Source organism: Lonsdalea britannica (assembly GCF_002111595.1).
Classification (GTDB): domain Bacteria; phylum Pseudomonadota; class Gammaproteobacteria; order Enterobacterales; family Enterobacteriaceae; genus Lonsdalea; species Lonsdalea britannica.
The window spans coordinates 42,763-66,105 of sequence record NZ_LUTN01000011.1 but is presented as its reverse complement, the minus strand read 5'-3'; the positions used below and the strand labels follow the sequence as shown (position 1 = coordinate 66,105).

At 49.7% G+C, this 23,343-nt stretch carries 20 protein-coding genes, 2 tRNA genes and 1 pseudogene; 18 read left to right on the top strand and 5 right to left on the bottom strand.

Annotated elements, in window-relative coordinates:
• Positions 1–1,077: 1,077 nt before the first annotated feature.
• Positions 1,078–1,746 carry a helix-turn-helix domain-containing protein gene (locus AU509_RS10765; RefSeq protein WP_085651944.1) on the top strand — a complete coding sequence of 223 codons (669 nt, stop codon included), beginning with the start codon at positions 1,078–1,080 and terminating at the stop codon, positions 1,744–1,746.
• On the opposite strand, the gene AU509_RS10760 is transcribed toward AU509_RS10765, so the two are convergent.
• The 3 genes from AU509_RS10760 to AU509_RS19080 form a co-directional block, all read right to left on the bottom strand.
• On the bottom strand, positions 1,733–1,993 hold the full coding sequence (locus tag AU509_RS10760; RefSeq protein WP_085651943.1) for a fimbrial protein: 261 nt from the start codon (positions 1,991–1,993) through the stop codon (positions 1,733–1,735). The two genes, AU509_RS10765 and AU509_RS10760, sit on opposite strands and share 14 nt — an antisense overlap.
• Before the next feature lie 64 nt (positions 1,994–2,057).
• Positions 2,058–2,303, bottom strand: coding sequence for a fimbrial biogenesis chaperone (locus AU509_RS18160; RefSeq protein ID WP_162896355.1), 246 nt, complete (start codon positions 2,301–2,303; stop codon positions 2,058–2,060).
• Complete coding sequence (locus AU509_RS19080; protein ID WP_100053519.1) at positions 2,185–2,520, bottom strand: fimbria/pilus periplasmic chaperone; 336 nt, start codon at positions 2,518–2,520, stop codon at positions 2,185–2,187. The genes AU509_RS18160 and AU509_RS19080 overlap by 119 nt, the downstream gene beginning before the upstream one ends.
• A gap of 589 nt (positions 2,521–3,109) precedes the next feature.
• On the opposite strand from AU509_RS19080, the gene gpmA reads away from it, so the two are divergent.
• The 8 genes from gpmA (at position 3,110) to AU509_RS18650 (ending at position 11,073) form a co-directional block, all read left to right on the top strand.
• Complete coding sequence (gene gpmA / locus AU509_RS10750) at positions 3,110–3,829, top strand: 2,3-diphosphoglycerate-dependent phosphoglycerate mutase (RefSeq protein WP_094118314.1); 720 nt, start codon at positions 3,110–3,112, stop codon at positions 3,827–3,829.
• Between the two features lie 323 nt (positions 3,830–4,152).
• Complete coding sequence (locus AU509_RS10745; RefSeq protein WP_094118313.1) at positions 4,153–4,812, top strand: TetR/AcrR family transcriptional regulator; 660 nt, start codon at positions 4,153–4,155, stop codon at positions 4,810–4,812.
• Positions 4,809–5,486 (top strand): type 1 glutamine amidotransferase domain-containing protein, encoded by a 678-nt coding sequence (locus AU509_RS10740; protein ID WP_085651940.1) that lies wholly within the window; start codon positions 4,809–4,811, stop codon positions 5,484–5,486. Before AU509_RS10745 ends, AU509_RS10740 begins: the two co-directional genes overlap by 4 nt.
• A 25-nt stretch (positions 5,487–5,511) precedes the next feature.
• On the top strand, positions 5,512–6,930 hold the full coding sequence (locus tag AU509_RS10735; RefSeq protein ID WP_085651939.1) for a coniferyl aldehyde dehydrogenase: 1,419 nt from the start codon (positions 5,512–5,514) through the stop codon (positions 6,928–6,930).
• Between the two features lie 321 nt (positions 6,931–7,251).
• Entirely contained in the window at positions 7,252–8,181 is a 930-nt protein-coding gene (lpxL, locus tag AU509_RS10730; protein ID WP_085651938.1) for an LpxL/LpxP family Kdo(2)-lipid IV(A) lauroyl/palmitoleoyl acyltransferase, read from the top strand.
• Positions 8,182–8,461: 280 nt separating this feature from the next.
• Positions 8,462–9,994 carry an EAL domain-containing protein gene (locus AU509_RS10725; RefSeq protein ID WP_094118312.1) on the top strand — a complete coding sequence of 511 codons (1,533 nt, stop codon included), beginning with the start codon at positions 8,462–8,464 and terminating at the stop codon, positions 9,992–9,994.
• A 318-nt stretch (positions 9,995–10,312) separates the two neighbouring features.
• On the top strand, positions 10,313–10,729 hold the full coding sequence (locus tag AU509_RS10720) for a single stranded DNA-binding domain-containing protein (RefSeq protein ID WP_094118311.1): 417 nt from the start codon (positions 10,313–10,315) through the stop codon (positions 10,727–10,729).
• Between the two features lie 92 nt (positions 10,730–10,821).
• Complete coding sequence (locus AU509_RS18650) at positions 10,822–11,073, top strand: hypothetical protein (protein ID WP_244200946.1); 252 nt, start codon at positions 10,822–10,824, stop codon at positions 11,071–11,073.
• Positions 11,074–11,379: 306 nt separating this feature from the next.
• Here the strand turns inward: AU509_RS18650 and AU509_RS10710 are convergent.
• Positions 11,380–11,469, bottom strand: a tRNA-Ser gene (locus AU509_RS10710).
• A 93-nt stretch (positions 11,470–11,562) separates the two neighbouring features.
• Here AU509_RS10710 and mtfA point away from each other — a divergent pair.
• Together mtfA and AU509_RS10700 are read left to right on the top strand one after the other, a co-directional pair.
• The gene (mtfA, locus tag AU509_RS10705) at positions 11,563–12,357 is read left to right on the top strand and encodes a DgsA anti-repressor MtfA (RefSeq protein WP_085651935.1); all 795 of its coding nucleotides are present in this window, start codon (positions 11,563–11,565) and stop codon (positions 12,355–12,357) included.
• A 107-nt stretch (positions 12,358–12,464) separates the two neighbouring features.
• Positions 12,465–12,540, top strand: a tRNA-Asn gene (locus AU509_RS10700).
• A 139-nt stretch (positions 12,541–12,679) separates the two neighbouring features.
• Here AU509_RS10700 and AU509_RS10695 read toward each other — a convergent pair.
• Positions 12,680–13,002, bottom strand: a pseudogene (locus tag AU509_RS10695) (integrase core domain-containing protein); the annotation flags it as partial.
• A gap of 2,230 nt (positions 13,003–15,232) precedes the next feature.
• Here AU509_RS10695 and flhD point away from each other — a divergent pair.
• From flhD to AU509_RS10650, 7 genes are all read left to right on the top strand, one after another.
• Positions 15,233–15,583: a flagellar transcriptional regulator FlhD gene (gene flhD / locus AU509_RS10680; RefSeq protein ID WP_085651931.1), complete on the top strand. Its 351-nt coding sequence runs from the start codon at positions 15,233–15,235 to the stop codon at positions 15,581–15,583.
• A gap of 2 nt (positions 15,584–15,585) precedes the next feature.
• Positions 15,586–16,164 (top strand): flagellar transcriptional regulator FlhC, encoded by a 579-nt coding sequence (flhC, locus tag AU509_RS10675; RefSeq protein ID WP_094118308.1) that lies wholly within the window; start codon positions 15,586–15,588, stop codon positions 16,162–16,164.
• Positions 16,165–16,296: 132 nt separating this feature from the next.
• A complete protein-coding gene (gene motA, locus AU509_RS10670; RefSeq protein WP_026741067.1) occupies positions 16,297–17,184 on the top strand; it encodes a flagellar motor stator protein MotA in 888 nt (295 codons plus the stop codon).
• On the top strand, positions 17,181–18,320 hold the full coding sequence (gene motB / locus AU509_RS10665) for a flagellar motor protein MotB (protein WP_094118307.1): 1,140 nt from the start codon (positions 17,181–17,183) through the stop codon (positions 18,318–18,320). The genes motA and motB overlap by 4 nt, the downstream gene beginning before the upstream one ends.
• 17 nt (positions 18,321–18,337) lie before the next feature.
• A complete protein-coding gene (cheA, locus tag AU509_RS10660; protein ID WP_176223475.1) occupies positions 18,338–20,338 on the top strand; it encodes a chemotaxis protein CheA in 2,001 nt (666 codons plus the stop codon).
• A 36-nt stretch (positions 20,339–20,374) separates the two neighbouring features.
• On the top strand, positions 20,375–20,872 hold the full coding sequence (cheW, locus tag AU509_RS10655) for a chemotaxis protein CheW (RefSeq protein ID WP_026741070.1): 498 nt from the start codon (positions 20,375–20,377) through the stop codon (positions 20,870–20,872).
• 140 nt (positions 20,873–21,012) lie between these two features.
• A complete protein-coding gene (locus tag AU509_RS10650; protein ID WP_094118305.1) occupies positions 21,013–22,710 on the top strand; it encodes a methyl-accepting chemotaxis protein in 1,698 nt (565 codons plus the stop codon).
• Positions 22,711–23,343 lie beyond the last annotated feature (633 nt).

Here is a 23,343-nt window from a genome sequence, read left to right as displayed (position 1 = left end):
ACATAAATTTAGCATTTTCGGGAACAGTTAAATCACTGTAAGTGAATATTTTATTGTTTACAGTTTTGTCTTTTTTTGAGTAAGGCGGTTATTGCTTTATGTGTTGATGATTTCTGTTAGCTTTGCTGTATCGGTATCTTTCCGCCTAAAAAATAACGAGGGATTAAATTCTTTTAACCACTCTTGAAATTATATCATGATAGGCCGTTTTTCAGTTTAAATAATTATTTTTCCTCTTAGAGTGACTTTTTACACTGTATGATAGTTGAGTTTTGTTTTTTCTGAATAGGGGAATAAGGCTTTATCATCTCTCTCAACGTAAAGAAATGGCAATGAAGCCAGAGTGGCGAGAATACGTCAGAGCTGATTGCTGGCATATTGCTATTTTCGCAAGTAGAAACAAAAGGTATCAATTGAAACTATACAAAGGCGATGGAGTTGAGTGATTGGCGCGATATACCCAAAGAAGGCGATATATTATTCTGGATATTTATTTCAATGCGATATTTTTATAATTTTTCTCGCGGCAATATCGCTTTTTCCGCAGGAGATCCTCTCGTGTTGATTGCAAAGCAAACAATTAACACAGAGCATGCGCGGTGACAAAGAGAATGAACAATAATTTAACATAGGGTTCCATTTGAATCTTTTGATGATGGTTTTTTCCCTTTTAAGTTATATTTACCCGTTAATTTATATCTAAACTCTTTGGTTGTTGGCGTTATTCATGTGTATTTCCATGTCATCACTATAAGTTTTTTTTATATTATTTTTTAGAGGAGATATTCGTTTGTTGAGGTGAGTTAAATATCGTTGATTTTCGATTTCACTTAGGTTAGGCCCAAAATAAGGCCGGTGAAAAGCATTGATGAGTTTACGCATTATGTGTGACTGACCATAAAGATAATACAGAAGCGGTAGTCGCTGAGGGAAAATTCTGAGCTTTAAACTCATTAAGAAAATGCTTATTTTCCTGGTTGTTTTTTCCACAGATGTAAAAAGTTAAATATCTTGCCGTCGACCGCTACATGCGGGCGGTAGAGGTGTTTTTTGTTTTTTATTTAAAAGGTTATTTGAATGATTAGTCTGCTGCAATCCATATCTCGTCTGACAAAAATACTTTCTCCCCACAGGCAACTTGCCCAGCCCACCGAAGTGGTGAAAGGGAAAAGAAGATATCATTTCCATGTTGCAGAGACTCGACTGATTTATTTTATCGAGGAGGGTGAGTTTCTTATGAAAAGCGCCAAAGACAACCGAGTGCTTTGTGTACTTTTGGCACCTTGTATTGTCGGTTGGTCTAACGCAATTTATGGCGCGAACGAGGTTTATATTGAAAGGATCGATTATGGCAAAATCTACTGTTTATCTTTTGATACCGCGTTGCGAGTGGTGACGGCCTATCAACGATTCGATGATGTCCTTAATATCGTGAATTACCATTTTCATTCGCTGCTTAATTATTGCGTTGATAGCGGTGGTGATTCCGTTTCTATCGTCACAAAGATGTTGTCGTCGTTGGAACGTTTGCCTCCTGACGTGAGAAAACGTTTCACCGTGCTTTCTTTTATCAGTCAACGAACTTCCCTATCGAAAAGTACGATCCTGCGCGTGATTAAGAAGCTGCAGGAGGAAGGCACCCTCACCATGTCGCACGGACGCCTAAAAAGTTTTTCCCTGTCAGAACCGCTGAGACGGGTAGCGCCCGGCGCAACGGTTTCAAGCGATAATGCTACGGGTAGTTAAGAGTATACGTGGCGTCGCCGTTAGCTGATCCTGGCGTGACGCCGCCTGTCGCCACATATTGACCGTAAAATACGTTGGTATTACTGGTGAGCGCATACAGCTCACTGTTTTGGCCAAGCGGGATGCGATTGCGGTCCTTATCCAGAATGGCAATGCTCAGGTTCGTTGCACTGCTGGCGCTGTTCAATGCCGGCAGCGTACTGTCGCTGCTGTTCGCCGTCTCGCAGAGGCTGCAGATCGCAGTCATCAGCAGGGCGACGCCGAGCCGTTTCCTGATAAAATAATCCTGGTTAAACGTCTCGAATCAGGAATTACTGAAGGGTGGCGGTCGCTTTAGGGGTGACGGCGCCGTAGTCGTTAATGGTCTGGAAGGCGACTTCGCCGTTGCTGCCGCTCGGCAGTTCAACCGCCGTGGTTCCTTTCGGGGACACCATGGTGTTAGGCAGTTTTTTCGCACCCATCGTGAAACTGACCAGCGTGACGAAATAGGGCGTGGGATTCGTGATCGTCAGCGAATCGACTTGATGATTTAAACGCAGCGCCGCCGGGGCGGACAAGCATTTTGATACGTGACAACACGGCTAACTGAAGCACGCTTTTGTTTTGAATCGAATCCTTGTCGACGGCGGTAATGGCTTCCAGATTCATCCAGTAAACGGATTCCCGACCTTCCGGCAGCGGCGCGCGACATACATAATTCTCAGGGTCTTTCCCCTGCGGTTTTGCAGCAAATGCCGAAGGCCCCAATGAGGGCGCCGAGTCATGTTTTCGCATAAGTTACGATTCCTTATTACTTATAGGCTACGCTAATTGGCCATTAATGAAATCGCTATTACCGCTACAACTATTTCTCTTCTGCTATTTTTCTCCGGATTGGCAATAAAACCGTAACGACTTTAAAGAAAAGTTAAATGTCATATTATGTAGTTATATCAATATATTGGTTTGAAAAAAGAATAAATAATGTGAAAATTGAACGGGAAAAGGGTAAATAAATGAATGCATTCGTAAGGTGTGTTTTTAACATGTTAAATAATGGAAAATAACACTGATTTTAATTAAGTGAAGAAAATTAATTAGATGGTTTGGCTTATTTTTATTGGGGCGCCACTTGAGCATAAATATCTAATTCGATACCTATCATTTGGGGAATTAATAATTGCATGATGTATGGACGCTGGATAATCTGATGGTAGACGTGTTCAAGTTGGGCCAGTGAGCCGGTGGGAAAGAAGCCGGAAACGCCGATGAAAGCGGTAGAAAGACACAATGCGGACGATGCTGAATCAGCCACGATAATCATAACAAGCGATGGTATAGGCTGCGAATGAATGTAAAAGTTGAAGGGTGTGAAGGAAAAAATATGGCTGTGTTTAAGTTGGTATTGTTGCGGCATGGTGAAAGTGAATGGAATGATCAAAATCGATTTACCGGTTGGGTGGATGTGCCGCTGACCGACAAGGGAAAAGAAGAAGCGCGGCTGGCGGCGCAGTTGCTCAGACAGCAAGGGTTTACGTTTGACGCGGCGTGTACATCGGTGCTTAAACGTACCCTGCATTCGCTGCAAATTGCGCTCGATGAACTGGGGCTGCAATGGCTGCCGGTGGAGAAAAACTGGCGTCTGAACGAACGACACTACGGCGCGCTGCAAGGCCTTAACAAGGCGGAAACGGCCGAACGGCTCGGCAAAGCGCTGGTGCATCAGTGGAGAAAAAGTTACGACGTTCCGCCGCCGCCGTTAACGTCAATTCACGATCGTTTTTCCGGCTACGATCCTCGCTATGCGCATCTGGCGCCGGGCGAGTTTCCGCTAGGGGAGAGCCTGCGCATGACCGGCGATCGGGTCATGCACTACTGGCAGACGTCGCTGGCTCCGCGCATCCGTGCGGGTGAACGGTTGCTGGTCATCGCCCACCGCAATTCGATTCGGGCGCTGGTTAAGCAGTTGAATCACCTCTCGGACGAAGAGATCATCCGCGCGCAGATCCCCACCGGCGTTCCCTTGGTGTATGAGTTTGATGAAAATATGCTGGTGCGGCGATCCTATTTTCTCGGGACCGATATCGCCCTGATTGAGCGGTAGCGTCCTCTTTCAATGGCTTAACGGCGGCTTCCATATTATCGTGCGCCGTTATGTCGCTTTTGGCGCTGGTGATAAATTCTGCTTCTAGCTTCTAGCTTCTAGCTTCTAGCTTCTAGCTTCTAGCTTCTAGCTTTACTGCCTGCCCGTCTCCGGCCTCAATCGCTGCCTCCTGGTTCCTTTCTTTTGCTCGCAGCTCAAGCTCTCTACTCACCTCCTGTAAATTAGCGTTCGCAACGTTCATATGAAGAGGGGCTTGTCATGGCGCGATCCTTATTGTGGATTCGTTACTAGACGACCGGTCTATTTAATGTTAGCGTGATGTTATGACTTCGATAAACAAAACAAAACAGACCCGTCAGCAAATCCTTGATACCGGTCGCCTGTTGGTGCTGCGGCGAGGTTTTGTCGGCGTAGGACTCAAAGCGATTCTGGACGCCAGTCAGGTGCCTAAGGGGTCGTTCTACCACTACTTTGCTTCCAAAGAGCAGTTTGGCTGCGCGCTGCTGGCTGATTACGTCAACGAATATCAACAACGTCTGGATGCGCTATTCAACGCAGAGCTGGGCAGCGGCCGCGAGCGGTTAATGCGTTACTGGACCGCGTGGATTGACGATCCCTTACTGGGCGGCTGGGCTGAACACTGCCTGGTGGTCAAACTGGCTGCGGAGGTCGCCGACCTTTCCGAAGATATGCGGCTGATTTTATGCGACGGCGTGTCGCATCTGGTGGCGCGTATCGCTGAGACGATAGCCCATGGGCAAGCCGATGGTTCGTTACGCTTAACGCTGTCGCCGACGGAAACCGCGCAAACGCTGTATCAGCTGTGGCTGGGGGCGGCGCTACTATCCAAGCTGGGCAAGGACAAAACGCCGTTGCACCAGGCATTGATCACTACCGAGTTATTGTTACCCCCCGCGGGGGCCTTAGGGACGTCGGAACGGTTCTCGGCGTGCCTTCATCCTCTTTTTAGGAGTCTTGTATGAACATTCTGATGGTATTAACGTCGCACGATCGTCTTGGCAATACCGGCAAGAAAACGGGTTTCTGGCTGGAAGAGTTTGCGGCCCCTTACTACGTATTTAAAGATGCGGGAGCCGCTATCACGCTGGTGTCGCCGTTGGGCGGACAGCCGCCGTTGGATCCGGTGAGCGATGCGCCGGAAGCGCAGACTGCCGCGACCGAACGTTTCCGACAAGATGCGCATGCTCAGAACGCGCTGAGCCATACGGCAAAACTGGCTGAGGTGAACGTGGCGGACTTTGACGCGGTGTTTTATCCCGGCGGACACGGGCCGCTGTGGGATCTGGCGGAAAGCGCCGACTCCATCGCCTTGCTTGAAACCTTTGACCGCGCCGGTAAACCTCTGGGTCTGGTTTGCCATGCGCCAGGGGCGCTGCGTCATGTTCGCGCCGCCGACGGCGAGCCGCTAATCAAAGGACGCAAAGTGACCGGTTTCTCAAACAGCGAAGAGGCGGCGGTCCAGTTGACGGACGTGGTTCCGTTCCTGATCGAAGATGAATTTACGCAGCTGGGCGGACGCTACGAAAAAGGCGCCGACTGGCAGCCCCATATTGTGACCGATGGCCTTCTTACTACGGGCCAAAACCCGGCGAGTTCAGAAGGGGTCGCTCAGGCTCTGCTCAAGCAGCTGGCCTAATGTGTTTTTTATTTCGGAGTGAATCATGAGTTCTTCAGTTACCGCGGCCTCAATGGCCGCCGCCGTCGCCGACATGAAACGTGCGCACGTGCAGGACGGCCCAGCCAGCAGCGAATTGCGCCGCGACCGCATTGAGCGCGCCATCCAGCTACTGACTCGCCATCATCAGGAACTGGAAGCAGCGGTTCGCGCCGACTACGGTCATCGGAGTCCTTATCAGACCATCATGGCGGATATTCTGGGATCTGTGAACGCGTTGAATTATGCCCGGGAAAATCTGGCGCAGTGGATGCAGCCCGACGAACAGCCTGCGCCGGGGCCGGGCATGCACGCGCGGGTGCAATACCAGCCGCTCGGTGTCGTTGGGATTATCAGCCCGTGGAATTTCCCGCTGAATCTGGCCTTTTGTCCGCTGGCCGGCGTCCTCGCCGCGGGCAATCGCGCGATAATCAAACCCTCCGAGCTCACGCCGCGGACGGCAGAACGACTGGCGGATTTGGTCGCGCGTTATTTCGACCCGCTGGAAGTGACGACCGTGCTGGGCGATGCGGATGTGGGTAAAGCGTTTAGCGCACAGGCTTTTGACCACCTGATCTTTACCGGCAGCACCAGCGTGGGCCGCCACGTCATGCGAGCGGCGGCGGAGAATCTGGTCCCTGTGACGCTGGAGTTGGGGGGGAAATCACCGGTGATGGTGGATACCGATGCGGATATCCAAACGGTGGCCGAGCGCGTGATGACGGTCAAAACGTTTAACGCCGGACAGATTTGTATGTCGCCGGATTACGTGCTTCTTCCTGAGTCGGCGTGCGATGACTTTGTCTCGCATGCGCGCGCGTTTGTTGCCGAAGCGTTTCCAACATTGTCGGAAAACCCCGACTACACCGGCATTATCAGCGATCGTCACTTCCAGCGGCTGCAGCAGCTGTTGACCGATGCGCGTGAGAAAGGCGCGACGGTGATTGAGCTTTCCGCCGAAGGCGAAGCGGGCGTCTCGCTATCGCAGCGCAAACTGTCGCCGACGGTGGTGTTGAATGTGACCGACGACATGCTGGTGATGCAGGAAGAAATTTTTGGGCCGATTCTGCCGTTGAAAACCTACGCAAAACCGGAGGAGGCTATCGCCTATATCAATGCGCATCCGCGTCCGCTGGCGGCTTACTACTTTGGTCAGGATCCGGTGCGTCAGCGTGATTTCAGCGAGCAGACGACGTCCGGCGCGTTGGTGGTGAACGACGTCATGACGCAGGCCACGATTGAAAGCGTGCCATTCGGCGGCGTAGGCGCGTCCGGGATGGGGGCGTATCACGGTATTTACGGCTTCCGTCGTTTCAGTCATGCCAAAGCGGTGGTGGTGCAAAGTCCCGGCGGCGAGTCCAACCTCCGGATGCGTGCTCCGTATGGGCCAAAAATGGCGGAAATAGAATCCATCCTGAAACCCTAGTCGCTTGAAATACCTTCTCGGGCCGCGGACTCACTGCGGCCTTCATTTTCTTCCTGCCGTCACGTTCCACAGATTGCCACTGTAATGCGCTAGCTTCTCTTTTCTTGTTCTGCTGCGCTTTGTCTCCCTGTGCCGCCCCAGTCTATTTGACCGTTGTGTGAAATCTGCGGTTGCCCGTATTTCGCCCGGAATTAACGTCTCTCAGCAATGTCTAAACACTCGCCGTTGCTGCAATGGTTTTGTACAGAAACGGCTCGAGCAGTTGGAGCCCCCGTTATTCATTGATGCTGTCATGATCTGACAGTGAAGGATAAAGCGTTTATGGTGACCCGCTCGCGACCTCTTTTCTTTGCCCGTGACGCACACCCCAGGCATTGGCCACTCTGGTGCGGTTTGGCGCTCTTGTATCTGCTGGTTCAATTGCCTTATCCCATTCAGGTACGTTTGGGCGGCTGGTTGGGGCGGCGTTCTATGCGTTTTTTGAAACGACGGGTCGGCATTGCCCGGCGTAACCTCGAACTGTGTTTTCCTGAGATTGATGATCGCCAGAAACAGCTCAAATTGACTGAGCATTTTTCGTCGCTCGGCATTGCGCTGTTGGAAACGGGGATGGCCTGGTTCTGGCCGGACAAACGCATAAAACGATGGATCGATATCGTCGGGCTGGAACACCTGCACAACGCACAGGATAAGCAGAACGGCGTCATGGTGATCGGCGTGCATTTCATGACGCTGGAACTGCATTTTCGTATTCTCGGCCACTGTAAACCGATGGTGGTCATGTATCGGCCGCACAATAGCCCTATTTTGGAGCGGGTACAGAAGTGGGGCCGCTCCCGTTCGGGTAACGTGCTGGTTAACCGAAGAAATTTAATTAGCATGGTACACACGCTCAAACGCGGCGGCACGGTGTGGTTCGCGCCGGATCAAGACAACGGGCCTAAGGGCAGCGTCTTCGTTCCTTTTTTTGGCGTAGAGAAAGCTGCGACCTCAAACGGAACTTTCACTATCGCCCGCCTAGCCCAACCCAAACTGGTGACAGCCGTCGTCATCCGTAAACCGGCGGGGCAGGGGTATCAGCTAATGATTTCCCCAGCGCTTGAACACTATCCCTATGACGATAGCCTGGCCGCCGCAGCCTACATCAATCGGGCTATAGAGCGTGAAATTATGAAGGCGCCAGGCCAATATCTTTGGCTACATCGACGTTTTAAAACTCGCCCGGCGGGCGAACCCTCGCTGTATATTTAGTCTCCTGTCGCGCGCCGGGCTTCGGTAATCTCGTCGCGCATGAGCCATGCCTCGGCAAGAATACGCTCGGCGCTCCCCCCCGAAAACCCGGTCTTGACGTTTGATCATGCAAGGTCAGTTTGTTGTGAAGATATGCGGCGAAATTGAAAACTTCCGGTAAATACGTGACATCAACAGTGATATTCGCGGGATTGATTCAAAGATAAATCAATAAACTTGCATGAAGTGATGCCGATGAATGGGCTACTAGTTGGGATTTATCAAGGCCGGGGAAGTCAATATGAAGTCAATAAATAAAATGATACTAGCGATGGTGGTCGCTGGCATTATGGGAGGAATATTGATTTTGTTGCTCCTGAGCCAGCGAGTGATCGCTAAGAACGATCAAAAGAAATTGCAGGATTATGCTGAAGCCATAATGAAGCGTTCCGATGACGTCGTCACGGAATCCAACACCGCGATCAATGAAGCTTACGCACTGAAGTATCCCCTCTGCTCTGAAGACGATTTATTCCAGCTTCGTTACATGGTTTATAAGTATCGTTATCTTATTGACGTCGGACGCATTCAGGATGGTCAGTTATTGTGCACTGCCGGGCGTGGCGTGTTGGCATCGCCTATTCCGCTGCCGGAAACCGATATTCAAAAAGCAGACGGCACCCAGCTTTGGACCGCCGTCAGAGGCCTCTTCGATCCCCGGATCCAAACGGATATCGTCAGCCGCAAAAACGTGGTGGTATTTACGTCGCCCGATGCCTTTCGCAGCTTTACTTATCCGTTACATGGCTACGGCGCGGTATTGACGTCGGCGGACGATAGCCACGTTTTCCAGACTTTCGGCAGCAAAAGCGTGACGCCATCTCGCTATGAAAGCTCTTGGCTCGCTCAATATCGCCAATCTTATTTATGCAGCAAGCTGTATGAGATCTGCATTCATGCGCGGCTAAGCGCCTCCGGCGTGTTACAGATGCCTGCCTATATGATTTCCGCCATCTCCTTGTTGGGCGCGATATTAGGCGGCTCGCTGACGTTGGTTATTTTTCTTTTGCTCGATATTAATCGTTCAATTCCTAAACAGCTGCGCTTGGCGGTCAGCCATAAAAAACTTCACGTGAATTATCAGCCGATCATTCACCTGAATGATGAAAAAATCATCGGTGTTGAAGCATTGGCTCGCTGGACGAATAAGCACGGTCAGATCATCCCTCCCGATGTGTTTATCCCTATCGCGGAGAAACAGGGAATGATCGGCGATATTACGCGGCATATTACTCACCAGTCGATCGCGGAGATGCAAAGTCTGTTATTAAATCACCCGGAGTTTTACCTCAGCATTAATCTGGATATCTCCGACGTGTTGGATGCCGATTATCAGACGTACCTGAATGAACAGGTGGCGAATTTTGGCGTGACGCCGAAACAAATTATTTTGGAGATCACGGAGCGTTCGACGGCTAATTACACGATGCTGGCGAAACGCTTATCCGAGCTGCGCGCGCAGGGATATCGTATTGCCATCGACGATTTCGGGACGGGGTACTCCAACTTCTCGTACCTCTCCAGCCTGCCGTTTGATGCCATCAAGATTGACCGAATGTTTACTGAGGCCATCGGCACCGACTCTGTTAACGCCCGCATGGTGGATTTGTTGTTCACGATGACGGCCATGCTGAATACCTGCGTCATTGTCGAAGGGATTGAAACGGCCGCTCAGGCCGCCTACGTCAAAGAACATTGTACCGACGCTGTGGGCCAAGGTTGGCACTTTGGCCGACCGATGAGCGCGACACGCCTGAAAGCGTTGTTGTCCTAAGCTATCGACGAAATGAACTTAATAGAGAAAACACGGTGAAATGTTAATGTGCAAAACGTAAAACGAGTAATGCAAAAGAAAACGAATTTCCTGTCGCTGAAATGAAAAATAATGGCGATAAGTTGTGAAAATAATAGATTGAACTCTTCAGTGAAATAAGATAATAGGCTTTTGGGTAACGTCTCATTTATTCTCTACCCCCGCAGGTCCCAACAGGGAAATATAAATGACGCTTTAGGATGACTCATTTTGCAATATTTGGTAATATTTTTTCGCCAAATCAGGCTAAATATAAAACCGTTAAAGAGTCATTCGCAAATGAAAAAATTAGCAGCCTTTGCTTTATCTGCAGCAATATTACTTTCGGGATGCGCAACTATTGTTGGAGAAGGATCTCAGGTAGTCAACGTTGAAAGTCATCCCACTGGCGCAAAATTCTCGATACAGGATGAAACCGGGCGAGTCATAGTCACCGGTAATACGCCTCAAAACGTGGTTCTGGATAAATCTAGCGGGCATTATTTTGGTGGAAAAGACTACCTGATTACGTTCACAAAAGAAACTTATCAGCCACTGACCTTGCCTGTTCGATCATCTGCAAACGGATGGTATATCGGCGGGAACCTGGTCTTCGGCGGTCTTATCGGCTACTTACTGGTGGATCCTTTCAACGGTGGTATGTATACGCTTCACCCCAAATCCGCCAACGCAATGTTAACCCCTCAAGCGCAATAACGTCTGTTTGCATTCTTACGGTGGACTTCAATCATCAATATTTGTTGAGAGCAGCGGAAGATCTGCTCTCCATTTATATTGGGTAAATGATAATGAAAAGACCATTCTTTCTGTTTGTCGTATTGGTTTTAAGTGGGTGTTCCAGACCGCACCGCCCGGCAGAATATATAATAGATCGTGCCATCATCACGCCGAATACTCAGGTCAAACAGACAAAAGTCACCGTGACCCGAAATAAGCAGTTTATTGGCGCCGGGAGCGGTGGTATGTGCAAATTTGTCGTGACGGTTGATGATAGTGATATCGCGCTGTTAAACAAAACCAATACATCACAGCTTATTTGAATAACGGACTGCATAAACTGAGAGTCAGCAACGAGTGTGTCGCGCTGTCGCTGGGCATGCGACGGACCGTGGATGTTCTTGCTGATGGTAGCGAGCAAGAGTATGCGGCAGAAGTAGGCTTTGGGGGACAGTACCGGCTTTGGCGCACGCGCTAACCGTGCTTCACTAAGCCTTGATGAACAAAATCAGCCGGCGTAGTTTCACAGAAGAGATTGAGTTATTGTGAGACGACACGCCGGTTTTCTTATTGGATTGACTCAGCGGGACTTTTATCACAGACGTGCGTTGGGATAACTGCTTGAATAATGGCGGAGAGAGAGGGATTTGAACCCTCGGAGGGATGACTCCCTCAACGGTTTTCGAGACCGTCCCGTTCAGCCGCTCCGGCATCTCTCCACGGAAGGGCGACTATAATGCCCGTTTTCATGGCATTTTAACAGCCCTATCCCTGTCTCAAGACCTGAGTGACGACATAGCGAGCAATCATGCATGAAGTGGCAATGGAAAACCTCACCGTCTTCGTCTGAAGAGGGGACCGCTTGGCAGTCTGCGCTGTCTATCCCATTGTTGGCACCGCTGGATGAACGTGAGCGGCGGAGGCTCGTCGACCTTGCGCAACACTTTCTGCGGCAAAAGCACCTGGTGCCCTTGGATCATCTGGAACTGGATGCACTGATGCAGCAGCGTATCGCGTTGCTGTTTTGTCTGCCGGTGTTGGAGCTTGGCATCAGCTGGCTCGATAGCTTTCATGACGTCCTGATCTATCCCTCTCCGTTTATTGTCACGGACGAATGGGTCGATGACATCGGCCTTGTCCATTCGGGAGAGGTTGTCCAGTCAGGGCAAAGTTGGGAGCAGGGACCGATCGTGCTTAACTGGCAGGACATCCAGGATTCCTTCGACCTGTCGGGATTCAATCTGGTGATCCACGAAGTGGCGCATAAGCTAGACCTCCGCGGAGGACGTGAAGTGAGTGGTGTTCCACCGCTTCCTCTGCGGGAAATGGCGCAATGGGAGCAGGCGATCCACAGGGCGATGTGCGAACTGCAGGATGAAATCGACCTGGTGGGAGAAGAGGGGGCCAGTATGGATCCCTATGCCGCGTCCGACCCCGCAGAGTGTTTTGCCGTGCTGTCCGAGTACTTCTTTAGTGCGCCCGAATTGCTCTACGAGCGTTTCCCCGTGGTCTATGAGGTGTTCACGCGATTTTACCGTCAGTCGCCGCTAGAGCGTTTACAGCGCTGGCAAAAAAAGGCCGAAGCCCCAATATCGTACAACTCTTGAGCATAAAAACGCATAATCGAACAGAGGCTAAGCAGTTGGGATCTAAACGCGATTTTGGCGTTGACAGCCCTGAGTGACCCAGATAATATGCGCCCCGTTCACACGATTCCTCTGTAGTTCAGTCGGTAGAACGGCGGACTGTTAATCCGTATGTCACTGGTTCGAGTCCAGTCAGAGGAGCCATATTTAGAAAATCCCGCTTAAGGAAACTTAAGCGGGATTTTTGTTTTTCATGTCTCAGTGCAAGTTCTTGTCGCGTTTTGATGCGGTAAGGTGACCCTGACCCCAAAAATGATCCACCCATAATCAGAAATAACCGGCTTCAGGTTGGCTGCATATTCTGGCAACCGGCAGATTTTTCGGCGAATTCAGCGGGGGTCATCCAGCCCAGCGCGGAATGGGGACGACTCTGGTTATAGTGTATGCGCCAGGCCTCGATTGTGCACCGTGCATCCTCCAGAGACATGAACCCGTTCTCATTCAGGCACTCCTGCCGCAGCCTGCCGTTAAAAGACTCCACCGTGGCATTATCCGTGGGTGTCCCGGGGCGGGAAAAGTCAATCCTTATACCCCGTTCGTAAACCCATTTATCCAGTATTTCCCTGCAAATTCAAAACCATTGTCGGTTTCCAGCAACGGTGGCAAAGGTCGCCTGAGTGCTATGCTGTTCAGCATCTCAGCATCTCAGCATCTCAGCATCTCAGCATCTCAGCATCTCAGCATTTCAGCATTTTTGCATCTTTACTTGAGCGCAGATTCTGAACCGCACAGAGCCCCAGGCATCCGCAGTTTTTCCCTGCGGAAATTGCGGAAAAGGTTTTGCAAACCTCATCAGCCACATCCACACCGGTTTCCGGCCTGGAGCTGGCAGGTTCAGCCTTCCTGCAAAATAGAGGGATGAACGAATCGTTAGAAATTGGCTGAGTAGCAAACGACCGGGACTTGACCATAAATGGGAAACTACCGTGGTAAAGCTATAACGTTTTTTCTCCGACCTCGTTGTCTAAGTTTGACGGGTCTTTCTAACCTTTATTACACGTATTCGTATTTAGGACGGCGACGGCTGCTTCCTGGTACTTAATAATCAGGTTAAGCAGTACGACTCAACACTCGAAAAACGAAAAAGAGAATTTCAGTCGCAATTCTGAGGTCTAGCTTGAAATGTATAGGCTCTTTAACCTCAATTTACCCATGGTCTTTTTCATCCTGGGCTCTCCGCCTGTAAATCTTCGATAAATAATCAGAGCTCTTGTCATTGTACGCGATCTCAATATCGAGCCACCTAAGAGAAAGAGCGCGACGGCAGATAGTGGTGACGGGTAAGAAAAGCAAAAACGCAGTGTAGGGGCGAATATTCGAAATCTTGGCTAGCAACTGCACCGAATGAAGTTGACGTATCCGGTATGCAAACTGTGCTGGGCTATCCCAGTGATAGGTAAGAGAAACGGCATTAAACATAACGGTTTCAGAACGTCTGCTATCCTGAATAAATGAGTTAGGAACTGAGACCACTGCGTGAGAAATGTGACTGTATCGATGTTCAATTTGATTTTTTAGATAAAAAGCAACAAAAAAAGTAGCGATGGTCGCTAGATGGTCTACTTATATTAGGTAGTAGAAGATTTTCTTCTGGATGGTAGGTGTGGCCGTGGCAGTACCACGAAAAGAGGCGGGTCAGCCAACCGCAGAGCATTATCCAAGTCTAATCTTTGACGCACTGTGCTGGCTCAATCAAATTTACATAATAATGATGCTAATCATCCGCCCGCATTTTAATAACACTAGATCTGAGGCAATAAATGCGCAAGGGCTAATAGTTTAATACCTCTGTAATAAACAGGGGAATAAAAAACGAATGTATAAAATATTGAAACGGTTTCTGATATTTTTATAAGCCTGCTAACAAATCGTGTCTGTATGTGGTGAAAAATGGTTAACTTTACCGAGATGGTTATAAATATTCAGCGCTGAATAATGACGAACTTATCAGATCGCCTAAAATTATTTTTTGAGGTCTATATCAGTAGTGCCGCTATAAAAATATTTATATTTCAACAAATGTTGGTACTTGCTCAGATATTAGGGCTCACCGCAGACTTAGTTCTTTTTGGCGCTATTGAAAAGTCCGTCGGTGATGGCCAAAAGCAATTTATCTTTTAGTTTCATCATGCTTCGGGGATGAATGATTACCTCAATTTCTGTAGGGGTTTTGGGAAATTATGTTTCTTATTTTACGAGGTTCCAGGTGAAGATACATGGCTTTGGCTTATATCTTGTCCTAATAAATAGTTATCGGAACACTAATAACGTTAGTTATTAATTTGATTTTTTTAATGGAATTTTGATGTTTTTTTGTTCTCGAGATGATCTGAATTATAAGGTTAATTTCTTTTTCTTTTAAAAACAGGTGGTTGGGGTTATCGTAGCAACCTGTAAAATCTTTACAAAATGCGGAATATTTTTGTTTCCACCTGTTTTGCGTATAAAAAACTTTCAGTGTGGAGAAAAAAAGGCCGCGCGGATGAAAGCAAAAACTTTCATTTTTGTGATATACATCACATAATTGTCAAAATTCACGTGCAGTTGCGTTGTATGTGTTGGGGCATAGGCGGTAGAGTGACAACCGTTTAGGATTAATCCTATACCTCGTTTAAGGACGATAATTGACGGAAGGGAGCTGGTGAGGTGATGGATAATGGGAGCCTAAAAGATGTTGAAATCGGCGTGGTAAAACAAGTCGAAACAAAATTGCATACAGTAGTAGGCACATCTGGCACCGATAGTTTTCATGCCACCTATGGAGAGTGATTATTGAACTGGGCGATAGCGAATATCACCTGATTTATGTTTGAAACATAGCCTGTTGGGATGGATTATGGGTACCTCTGAACTACTCAAGCACATTTATGACATAAACCTGTCTTATTTGTTATTGGCACAACGTTTGATTAATGACGAAAAAGCTTCTGCGATGTTTCGTTTAGGCATTGATGATGAAATGGCTGATGCGTTGATGCAGCTTACATTGCCTCAAATGGTAAAATTGGCTGAAACAAATCAGTTGATTTGCCATTTCCGATTCAACGATCACACGACTATTAAGCAACTGACTCAAGAATCTCGTGTGGATGATTTGCAGCAGATCCATACCGGTATTCTTCTGTCGAGTCATTTACTTCAACAGTTGTCTTCAAAAGAAGAGAACGTGCCTAAGAAAAGGGCATAAAAATGGTTGAGAAAAGTATTGTTCAGGAAGCTAAAGATATTCAGTTAGCTATGGAACTGATCACGCTTGGCGCACGTTTGCAAATGCTGGAAAGTGAAACGCAGCTGAGCCGCGGACGCCTCATCAAATTATATAAAGAATTGCGAGGCAGTCCTCCGCCCAAAGGTATGCTGCCGTTTTCCACCGACTGTTTTATGACGTGGGAACAAAATATTCATTCTTCCATGTTTTATAACGCTTATCTGTATTTGCTGAAAATTAGTAAATGCAGCGGAGTGGAAGCCGTCATCAAAGCGTATCGCCTATATATTGAACAATGCTCCCCACACAACGAAACTCCCTTGCTGGCGCTGACGCGAGCTTGGACTCTAGTGCGTTTTGTCGACAGCGGCATGTTGCAGTTATCGGCTTGCAACTGCTGTAACGGGATGTTTATCACCCACGCGCACCAACCTAAAAACGTTTTCGTCTGTAGTTTATGCCAACCGCCTTCCCGGGCAGTAAAAAGACGTAAACTTTCTCCGAACGTTGCCGATATCCTACCTCAACTGCTGGACGAACAGGTTAAGCACGCAGTCTGAGCTTGGTAGCGCTAGTGAACCTGCCATTGAGCGTTTTGGGCAAATGGCAGGGCTCTTTCCTCCTAAAGTCGTACGCGATAAGACTGCGTTTTAACCTCACTCCACTACCCCTTGTTACTATAAGGAATGCTTGTGCTGGTTATATTGGGTTATATCGTCATTATAGGCTCCATTCTGGGCGGTTATCTTATCGTCGGTGGAGAGCTAGGTGCACTTTATCAGCCTTCCGAGTTGCTGATTATCGGTGGTGCTGCCATCGGTGCGTTTATCGTGGGAAACAACGGTAAGGCAATTAAAGGCACAATCAAGGCGTTACCGCTGCTGTTCAAAGGTTCGAAATATACCAAAGCTGTATATATGGATCTCATGGCTGTGCTCTTCCGACTCATGGCCAAATCTCGCCAACAAGGTATGCTTTCTCTCGAGTTCGACATCGACAATCCCAAAGAAAGCGAAATCTTCTCCAGCTATCCCCGCATATTATCAGACAACTATGTTGTTGAATTTGTGACGGATTATCTGCGGCTTATGGTGAGTGGCAACATGAACGCGTTCGAGATAGAAACGCTGATGGATGAGGAAATCGAGACCGTCGAACATGAATGTGAAGTACCTGCATCCAGTTTGACTCAGATCGGGGATGGTCTACCCGCCTTTGGTATCGTCGCCGCGGTTATGGGCGTGGTGCATTCTTTGGCTTACGTTGACCGACCTGCCGCAGAGCTCGGGATGATGATCGCGCATGCGATGGTGGGGACCTTCCTGGGTATTCTTATGGCCTACGGATTCGTATCTCCCCTCGCTTCATTGCTGCGTCAGAAAAACGCCGAAAAGATCAAAGTGCTGCAATGCATCAAAGTCACATTGCTGTCCAGCCTGAACGGCTATGCGCCGCAGATTGCCGTCGAATTTGGGCGTAAGACGCTGTACTCCACGATTCGTCCTTCATTCACCGAAATGGAGGAGCACATTCGCAATGTGAAGGCACCGGCGGCGCAGTCAGCGGAAAATGACGCATGAAACATCAGCACCCCATTATTCGTAAAAAGCGTAAATCAGGTCATGGAGGCCACCACGGCGGGGCTTGGAAGATTGCTTATGCCGACTTCATGACCGCCATGATGGCACTATTCCTGGTGATGTGGCTCATTGCCATTTCATCACCCTCCCAGTTGGCGCAGATTGCGGAGTATTTCCGTACTCCTTTAAAAGTCGCCATGACGAATGGTACACGCATTAGTGATGCGTCCAGCCCGATCCCCGGCGGCGGGCAAGACCCGACACAGCAGGACGGTGAAGTCAGGAAGCAGATCGATGTTTCCAAAGATCAGCGTCAGCGTGAAGAAGCCAAGTTAAACAAACTGCGGGATAAGCTCGATCAGCTGATTGAAGCCGATCCACGTCTTCGTGCCTTGCGTCCGCACCTGCTGATTGAGATGGTTGAAGAAGGTCTGCGAATTCAGATCATCGATAGCCAAAAGCGACCGATGTTCAAACGAGGTAGCGCTCAGGTCGAACCGTATATGAGCGATATCCTGCGTGCTATTGCGCCCATCTTGAATGATATCCCCAACAAAATCAGCTTATCCGGTCATACGGATGATGCGCCCTACGTGACAGGCGAGCGACGTTACAGTAACTGGGAGTTGTCTGCGGACCGTGCCAATGCATCCCGCCGAGAGCTTATCGCTGGAGGTCTGTCCGAGGGTAAAGTGCTGCGCGTGGTCGGCATGGCCGCCACCATGGGACTGAAGCAGGCACAGAGCGGCGATGATGCGATCAATCGACGTATTAGCCTGGTGGTGCTGAACAAGCAGACGCAGGAAAGCATTGAGCGTGAGAACGCTGAAAGCAACGCCGTTGATATTGATAAAGCTGAGAATTTACAAAATATCAATCCGGATAACGCTAAACCTACCTCGGCACCTGCCGACAATAACAGTAGTAGCGGCGCTGCGCCTGGGGCCGAAAATGGAACACCGGCACCGGCACCGGCACCGGCACAAGGCGCGGCGGGAACGCCGGGTTCCGCATCCGTCACAGTAACGGATGGCGTATCCGCTGCCGGACGCTCACAGCCGACTACCGCTTTGCCCGCTTCTCCTGATAGTCAGGTGACGCCTTCTTCAACAAGCCACGATTCACAGCAGAGGTGACCCACGTGAGCATGGACATGAGTGCTTTCTATCAAACGTTTTTTGATGAAGCAGACGAATTGTTGGCGGATATGGAGCAGCATTTATTGCTGCTCGACCCGTCAAGCCCTGATACCGAACAGATGAATGCGATCTTCCGAGCGGCTCACTCGATCAAAGGGGGCGCCGGGACGTTTGGTTTCAAGGTATTGCAGGAAACCACGCATTTGCTGGAGAACCTGTTAGATGGTGCCAGACGCGGCGAAATGCGACTGAGCACTGACATTATCAACCTGTTTCTGGAAACAAAAGACATTATGCAGGATCAGTTGGACGCTTATAAAACAGCGCAGGAACCGAACGCCGAGAGCTTCGAGTACATCTGCAAGGCCCTTCGTCAGCTTGCGCTTGAGTCTAAAGAAGCTCAGGGCGGAGCTGCTCCTGCTGCTGCGACCAACGAAAGTGCTGCTACGACGTCGGCTGCGCCATCGACGCCTGCCGGGCACAATGAACTGCGTATTGCCCTCACCAACCTGAAAGAACCGGAAATTCCGCAGCTGCTGGAAGAACTGGCAAACCTGGGTACGGTAAAAGATTCTCACCAGACGGCGAACAGCGTTGAAGCCACGCTGGTGACGACGGAAAGTCAGGACGATATCACGGCGGTGCTGTGTTTCGTCCTTGAACCCGAGCAGATCAACTTCAAAACTGTCGACGAGGCTCCGGCGGCAGCGCCACAAGAGGCACCTAAGCCTGTAGCGGCAGAACCAGCCCCGGCTGTGGCCGCGGCACCGGCTAAACCGGCGGCACCGGTCGCGAAACCTGCTGAAGCAGCAAAAGCACGACCTAAAACCGGCGATACCAGCATTCGAGTGGCCGTGGAAAAAGTGGATCAGCTAATCAACCTGGTTGGTGAACTGGTTATCACACAGTCCATGCTGGCGCAGCGCTCCAGTGCGCTGGATCCTGTCGTGCACGGCGACCTGCTGAACAGCATGGGACAGCTAGAACGCAACGCGCGTGATCTCCAGGAATCCGTCATGTCCATCCGTATGATGCCGATGGAATACGTGTTCAGCCGCTTCCCGCGTCTGGTTCGTGATTTGGCCGCCAAACTGGGCAAAGAAGTTGAACTGACGCTGCAAGGTAGCTCGACTGAACTCGATAAGAGCTTGATCGAACGTATCATCGACCCGCTGACTCACTTGGTGCGTAACAGCCTCGACCACGGTATTGAGCATCCCGAGGATCGCGTTGCCGCTGGCAAAACGGCCGTGGGTAATCTGACGCTGTCCGCTGAACATCAGGGCGGCAACATTTGTATTGAAGTTATCGATGATGGCGCTGGGCTGAACCGCGAACGTATTCTCGCCAAAGCGCTTTCTCAAGGGCTTTCTGTCAGCGACAGCATGACGGATGAAGAAGTCGGGATGCTGATCTTCGCCCCTGGCTTCTCTACGGCGGAACAAGTTACTGACGTTTCTGGCCGTGGTGTGGGGATGGATGTTGTTAAACGAAATATCCAGGAGATGGGCGGTCATGTGGAAATCTACTTCCAGAAAGGGAAGGGAACCACTATCCGTATCCTGCTGCCACTGACCCTGGCGATTCTGGATGGCATGTCTGTCAAGGTTGATGGTGAAGTGTTCATTCTGCCGTTGAACGCGGTAATGGAATCTCTTCAACCTCAGTCTGAAGACCTCTATCCGCTGGCTGGCGGCGAGCGGGTGTTGCAGGTTCGTGGCGAATATCTGCCGCTGATCGAGCTTTACCAGGTGTTTGATGTAGAAAATGCGAAGACGGATGCGACTCAGGGCATTGTCGTCATTCTGCAAAGTGCGGGACGTCGTTACGCGTTGCTGGTTGATCAGTTGATTGGCCAGCATCAGGTTGTCGTGAAAAACCTGGAAAGCAACTACCGCAAGGTGCCGGGCGTTTCAGGCGCAACCATTTTGGGCGATGGTAGTGTTGCGCTGATTGTTGATGTGTCGGCATTGCAGGCGCTTTATCGTGAAAAGCGCGTGGTAGAGACCGCTTAATAAAAAATAACGGCTATTGATAATAAGGTGAGTAACATGACTGGACTTGCAAACGTCACAAAACTGGCAGGTGAAACCGTAGGGCAGGAGTTCCTGATCTTTACGCTTGGCGACGAAGAATACGGCGTCGATATTCTGAAGGTACAGGAAATCCGGGGTTACGATCAGGTGACTCGCATTGCTAACACGCCTTCCTTTATTAAAGGTGTAACCAACCTGCGCGGCGTTATTGTTCCGATCGTTGACTTACGCATCAAATTTGCACAGCAGGAAGTTGACTACGATGACAATACGGTCGTTATCGTTCTGAATCTGGGACAGCGCGTTGTGGGGATCGTCGTTGACGGCGTCTCTGATGTGCTGTCCCTGACGGCGGATCAAATCCGTCCGGCTCCGGAATTTGCGGTTACGCTTTCCACGGAGTATTTGACTGGCTTAGGTTCCTTGGGTGAAAGGATGCTGATTCTGGTCGATATCGAAAAGCTGTTGAGCAGCGAAGAAATGGCGCTGGTTGATAGCGTGCTGAAAGGTTGATTTACCTACATGCATAACGGCGGGCCATCATAAGATGGCCCGCTTCATATGTAGTGAATTTTTCTTTAAACGGAAATCTGTCCAGGTAATGTCCAATCAATTACCGGTGACAGGGTCATGGAACTATGGAAAAGGCTCACATGCTCAATCGTATCAAAGTGGTAACGAGTTTAGTTCTTATCTTGGCGTTGTTTAGTGCTCTTCAATTTGTCTCTGGCGGTCTGTTTTTCAATGCGTTGAAAACGGACCGTGATATTTTCCGCGACACGCGCACTCTTAATGAACAAAAATCGCAGCTGGATGCAACCTGGACATACTTGTTACAGGCCCGTAATACGCTTAACCGTGCCGGCTCACGTTTGGCGCTGAATCAAAACAGCCAGTCTACAAACAATTCCGCTGCGAATGAACTTATCGAATTAGCTAAAAAACAGCTGCAGATGGCTAACGATCGTTTCAGCAACTACGAAAGCATCCCGTATTCGCCAAAACAGGACAAGGCCATACAAGCGGCGGTCAAATCTGATTTTGATAAGTTGAACGGCGCGTTAAGTGAACTGGTTGTGTTTATCACCACCGGTAAACTGCAGGCATTCCTCGATCAGCCGACCCAGAGTTATCAGAATACGTTCGAGAAAACCTACATGACGTACCGTGACTCTTATGACGCTATTTACAAAGACGCCATAGAAGAAAACGAGTCTGCCTATAAGTCTGCCCTGTGGATCCTTGGCGCTATCGTGGTCTTTGTGCTGGTGATGTCCGGTGTCGTTTGGCTGGGTGTCAACCGTGCGCTTATCCAACCGCTTAACAAGATTGTTGAAAACATCCGTTATATGGCGAAAGGCGATCTGACTCATCGTCTCGAATTCCAGGGTACCAACGAAATGGGCATTCTGGCTGACAGCCTCCGTCATATGCAGAGTGAATTCATTACAACCGTAAGCGCCGTCCGTCAGGGCGCGGAAGCTATTTATACCGGCTCAACAGAAATCAGCGCCGGTAACAACGACCTGTCTTCCCGAACCGAGCAGCAAGCGGCTTCCCTTGAAGAAACGGCGGCGAGCATGGAACAGCTGACGGCAACGGTAAAACAAAACGCCGAAAATGCGCGTCAGGCTAGCCAACTGGCGCTGAGCGCTTCTGAAACGGCGCAGAAGGGCGGTCAGGTTGTCGATAACGTGGTCAAAACGATGCACGATATTGCAGGCAGCTCCCAGAAAATCTCTGATATCACCAGCGTGATCGACGGTATCGCCTTCCAGACCAACATTCTTGCGCTGAATGCTGCGGTAGAAGCGGCGCGTGCAGGCGAACAAGGTCGTGGTTTTGCGGTGGTGGCCGGTGAAGTCCGTAATCTGGCGCAGCGCAGCGCTCAGGCTGCTAAAGAGATCAAAACCCTTATCGACGACTCTGTCGGGCGTGTGGATGAAGGTTCAAAGCTGGTCGAAACGGCGGGTGAAACCATGGGTGAGATCGTCGGCGCGGTAACCCGAGTGACTGACATCATGGGCGAAATCGCTTCTGCTTCCGATGAACAGAGCAAAGGGATTGATCAGGTTGGTCAGGCTGTAACAGAAATGGACCGCGTGACTCAACAGAACGCCTCGCTGGTAGAAGAATCAGCTTCTGCCGCGGTTGCGCTTGAAGAACAGGTTCGTGGATTGAACCATTCGGTGTCGCTGTTCCGTTTACCGGAAGAAAGAAGTTCCTACCGTCCTGCCATTGCTCCAGCGGTAGCCAAAACGGCACTGTTGAGCCCGGCGACAGGGAAATCGTCGGGTAAGAGCCGTGCCGTCGCAGTGGGTTCATCCAGTGATAATTGGGAAAAGTTCTAACGGCGTCCTTGAGCGTTGCGGGAGGTTCAGCGTGAATTTCCGCTACGCTTAAATTTGTCCCGACGATCGTCTGCCCGGCCCTGATTTAGGGCCGGCAAAATCGTTTTAGCGAGCCGAGAGGTTATATTTTCGGCTATTACGCGCTGAAAACGCGTATTGAGTTAAAGAAAGGTCGGCATCAGCCGATGGAGTTAGTGTAGGGGACTTGTCGAGCCGGTATATCGGCTGACAACTCTGCATGAGTTGGGCAAAGACGTAGGTCACACAGCAAAACTTATAGCCTTGAAGGCAATGCTGCCGGGAAACCGGCAGCACATTATAAAAGACAAACGCAACTTTTTGATTGATGGCCGTAGTTGACGATATGCAGACATGGCTACTGTAGCCTCTGACAGCAGGTATAGAGGTATCGAAGTGGGTAAAACGCAGTGACTAAGATGGACGTGTCACCTGAGCTAATTCAGCGTTGGTATAACAAACATCAGCAGCATCTCTGAAGTTGAGAGGCGCAAGGTGAATGTTTACCAGTAAGGCGCAGCGGCTGTGCCATAAATCTGCAGAAGATGGATATCTGAGGAATGGTATGCCTGTAATTGCTGTTAGGGATGAGCCCATATTGAAAAACAAGAAAAT

Bases quoted from the DNA above. Each gene is read 5' to 3' on its own strand.
- lpxL (WP_085651938.1), top strand. From the start codon at position 7,252: ATGGTGACCCGCTCGCGACCTCTTTTCTTTGCCCGTGACGCACACCCC.
- AU509_RS10725 (WP_094118312.1), top strand. From the start codon at position 8,462: ATGAAGTCAATAAATAAAATGATACTAGCGATGGTGGTCGCTGGCATT.
- cheA (WP_176223475.1), top strand. From the start codon at position 18,338: ATGAGTGCTTTCTATCAAACGTTTTTTGATGAAGCAGACGAATTGTTG.
- AU509_RS10745 (WP_094118313.1), top strand. From the start codon at position 4,153: ATGACTTCGATAAACAAAACAAAACAGACCCGTCAGCAAATCCTTGAT.
- AU509_RS10740 (WP_085651940.1), top strand. From the start codon at position 4,809: ATGAACATTCTGATGGTATTAACGTCGCACGATCGTCTTGGCAATACC.
- mtfA (WP_085651935.1), top strand. From the start codon at position 11,563: ATGAAGTGGCAATGGAAAACCTCACCGTCTTCGTCTGAAGAGGGGACC.
- gpmA (WP_094118314.1), top strand. From the start codon at position 3,110: ATGGCTGTGTTTAAGTTGGTATTGTTGCGGCATGGTGAAAGTGAATGG.
- cheW (WP_026741070.1), top strand. From the start codon at position 20,375: ATGACTGGACTTGCAAACGTCACAAAACTGGCAGGTGAAACCGTAGGG.
- AU509_RS10765 (WP_085651944.1), top strand. From the start codon at position 1,078: ATGATTAGTCTGCTGCAATCCATATCTCGTCTGACAAAAATACTTTCT.
- flhD (WP_085651931.1), top strand. From the start codon at position 15,233: ATGGGTACCTCTGAACTACTCAAGCACATTTATGACATAAACCTGTCT.
- AU509_RS19080 (WP_100053519.1), bottom strand. From the start codon at position 2,520: ATGCGAAAACATGACTCGGCGCCCTCATTGGGGCCTTCGGCATTTGCT.
- motB (WP_094118307.1), top strand. From the start codon at position 17,181: ATGAAACATCAGCACCCCATTATTCGTAAAAAGCGTAAATCAGGTCAT.
- flhC (WP_094118308.1), top strand. From the start codon at position 15,586: ATGGTTGAGAAAAGTATTGTTCAGGAAGCTAAAGATATTCAGTTAGCT.
- AU509_RS18650 (WP_244200946.1), top strand. From the start codon at position 10,822: ATGAAAAGACCATTCTTTCTGTTTGTCGTATTGGTTTTAAGTGGGTGT.
- AU509_RS10650 (WP_094118305.1), top strand. From the start codon at position 21,013: ATGCTCAATCGTATCAAAGTGGTAACGAGTTTAGTTCTTATCTTGGCG.
- AU509_RS10720 (WP_094118311.1), top strand. From the start codon at position 10,313: ATGAAAAAATTAGCAGCCTTTGCTTTATCTGCAGCAATATTACTTTCG.
- AU509_RS10760 (WP_085651943.1), bottom strand. From the start codon at position 1,993: ATGACTGCGATCTGCAGCCTCTGCGAGACGGCGAACAGCAGCGACAGT.
- AU509_RS10735 (WP_085651939.1), top strand. From the start codon at position 5,512: ATGAGTTCTTCAGTTACCGCGGCCTCAATGGCCGCCGCCGTCGCCGAC.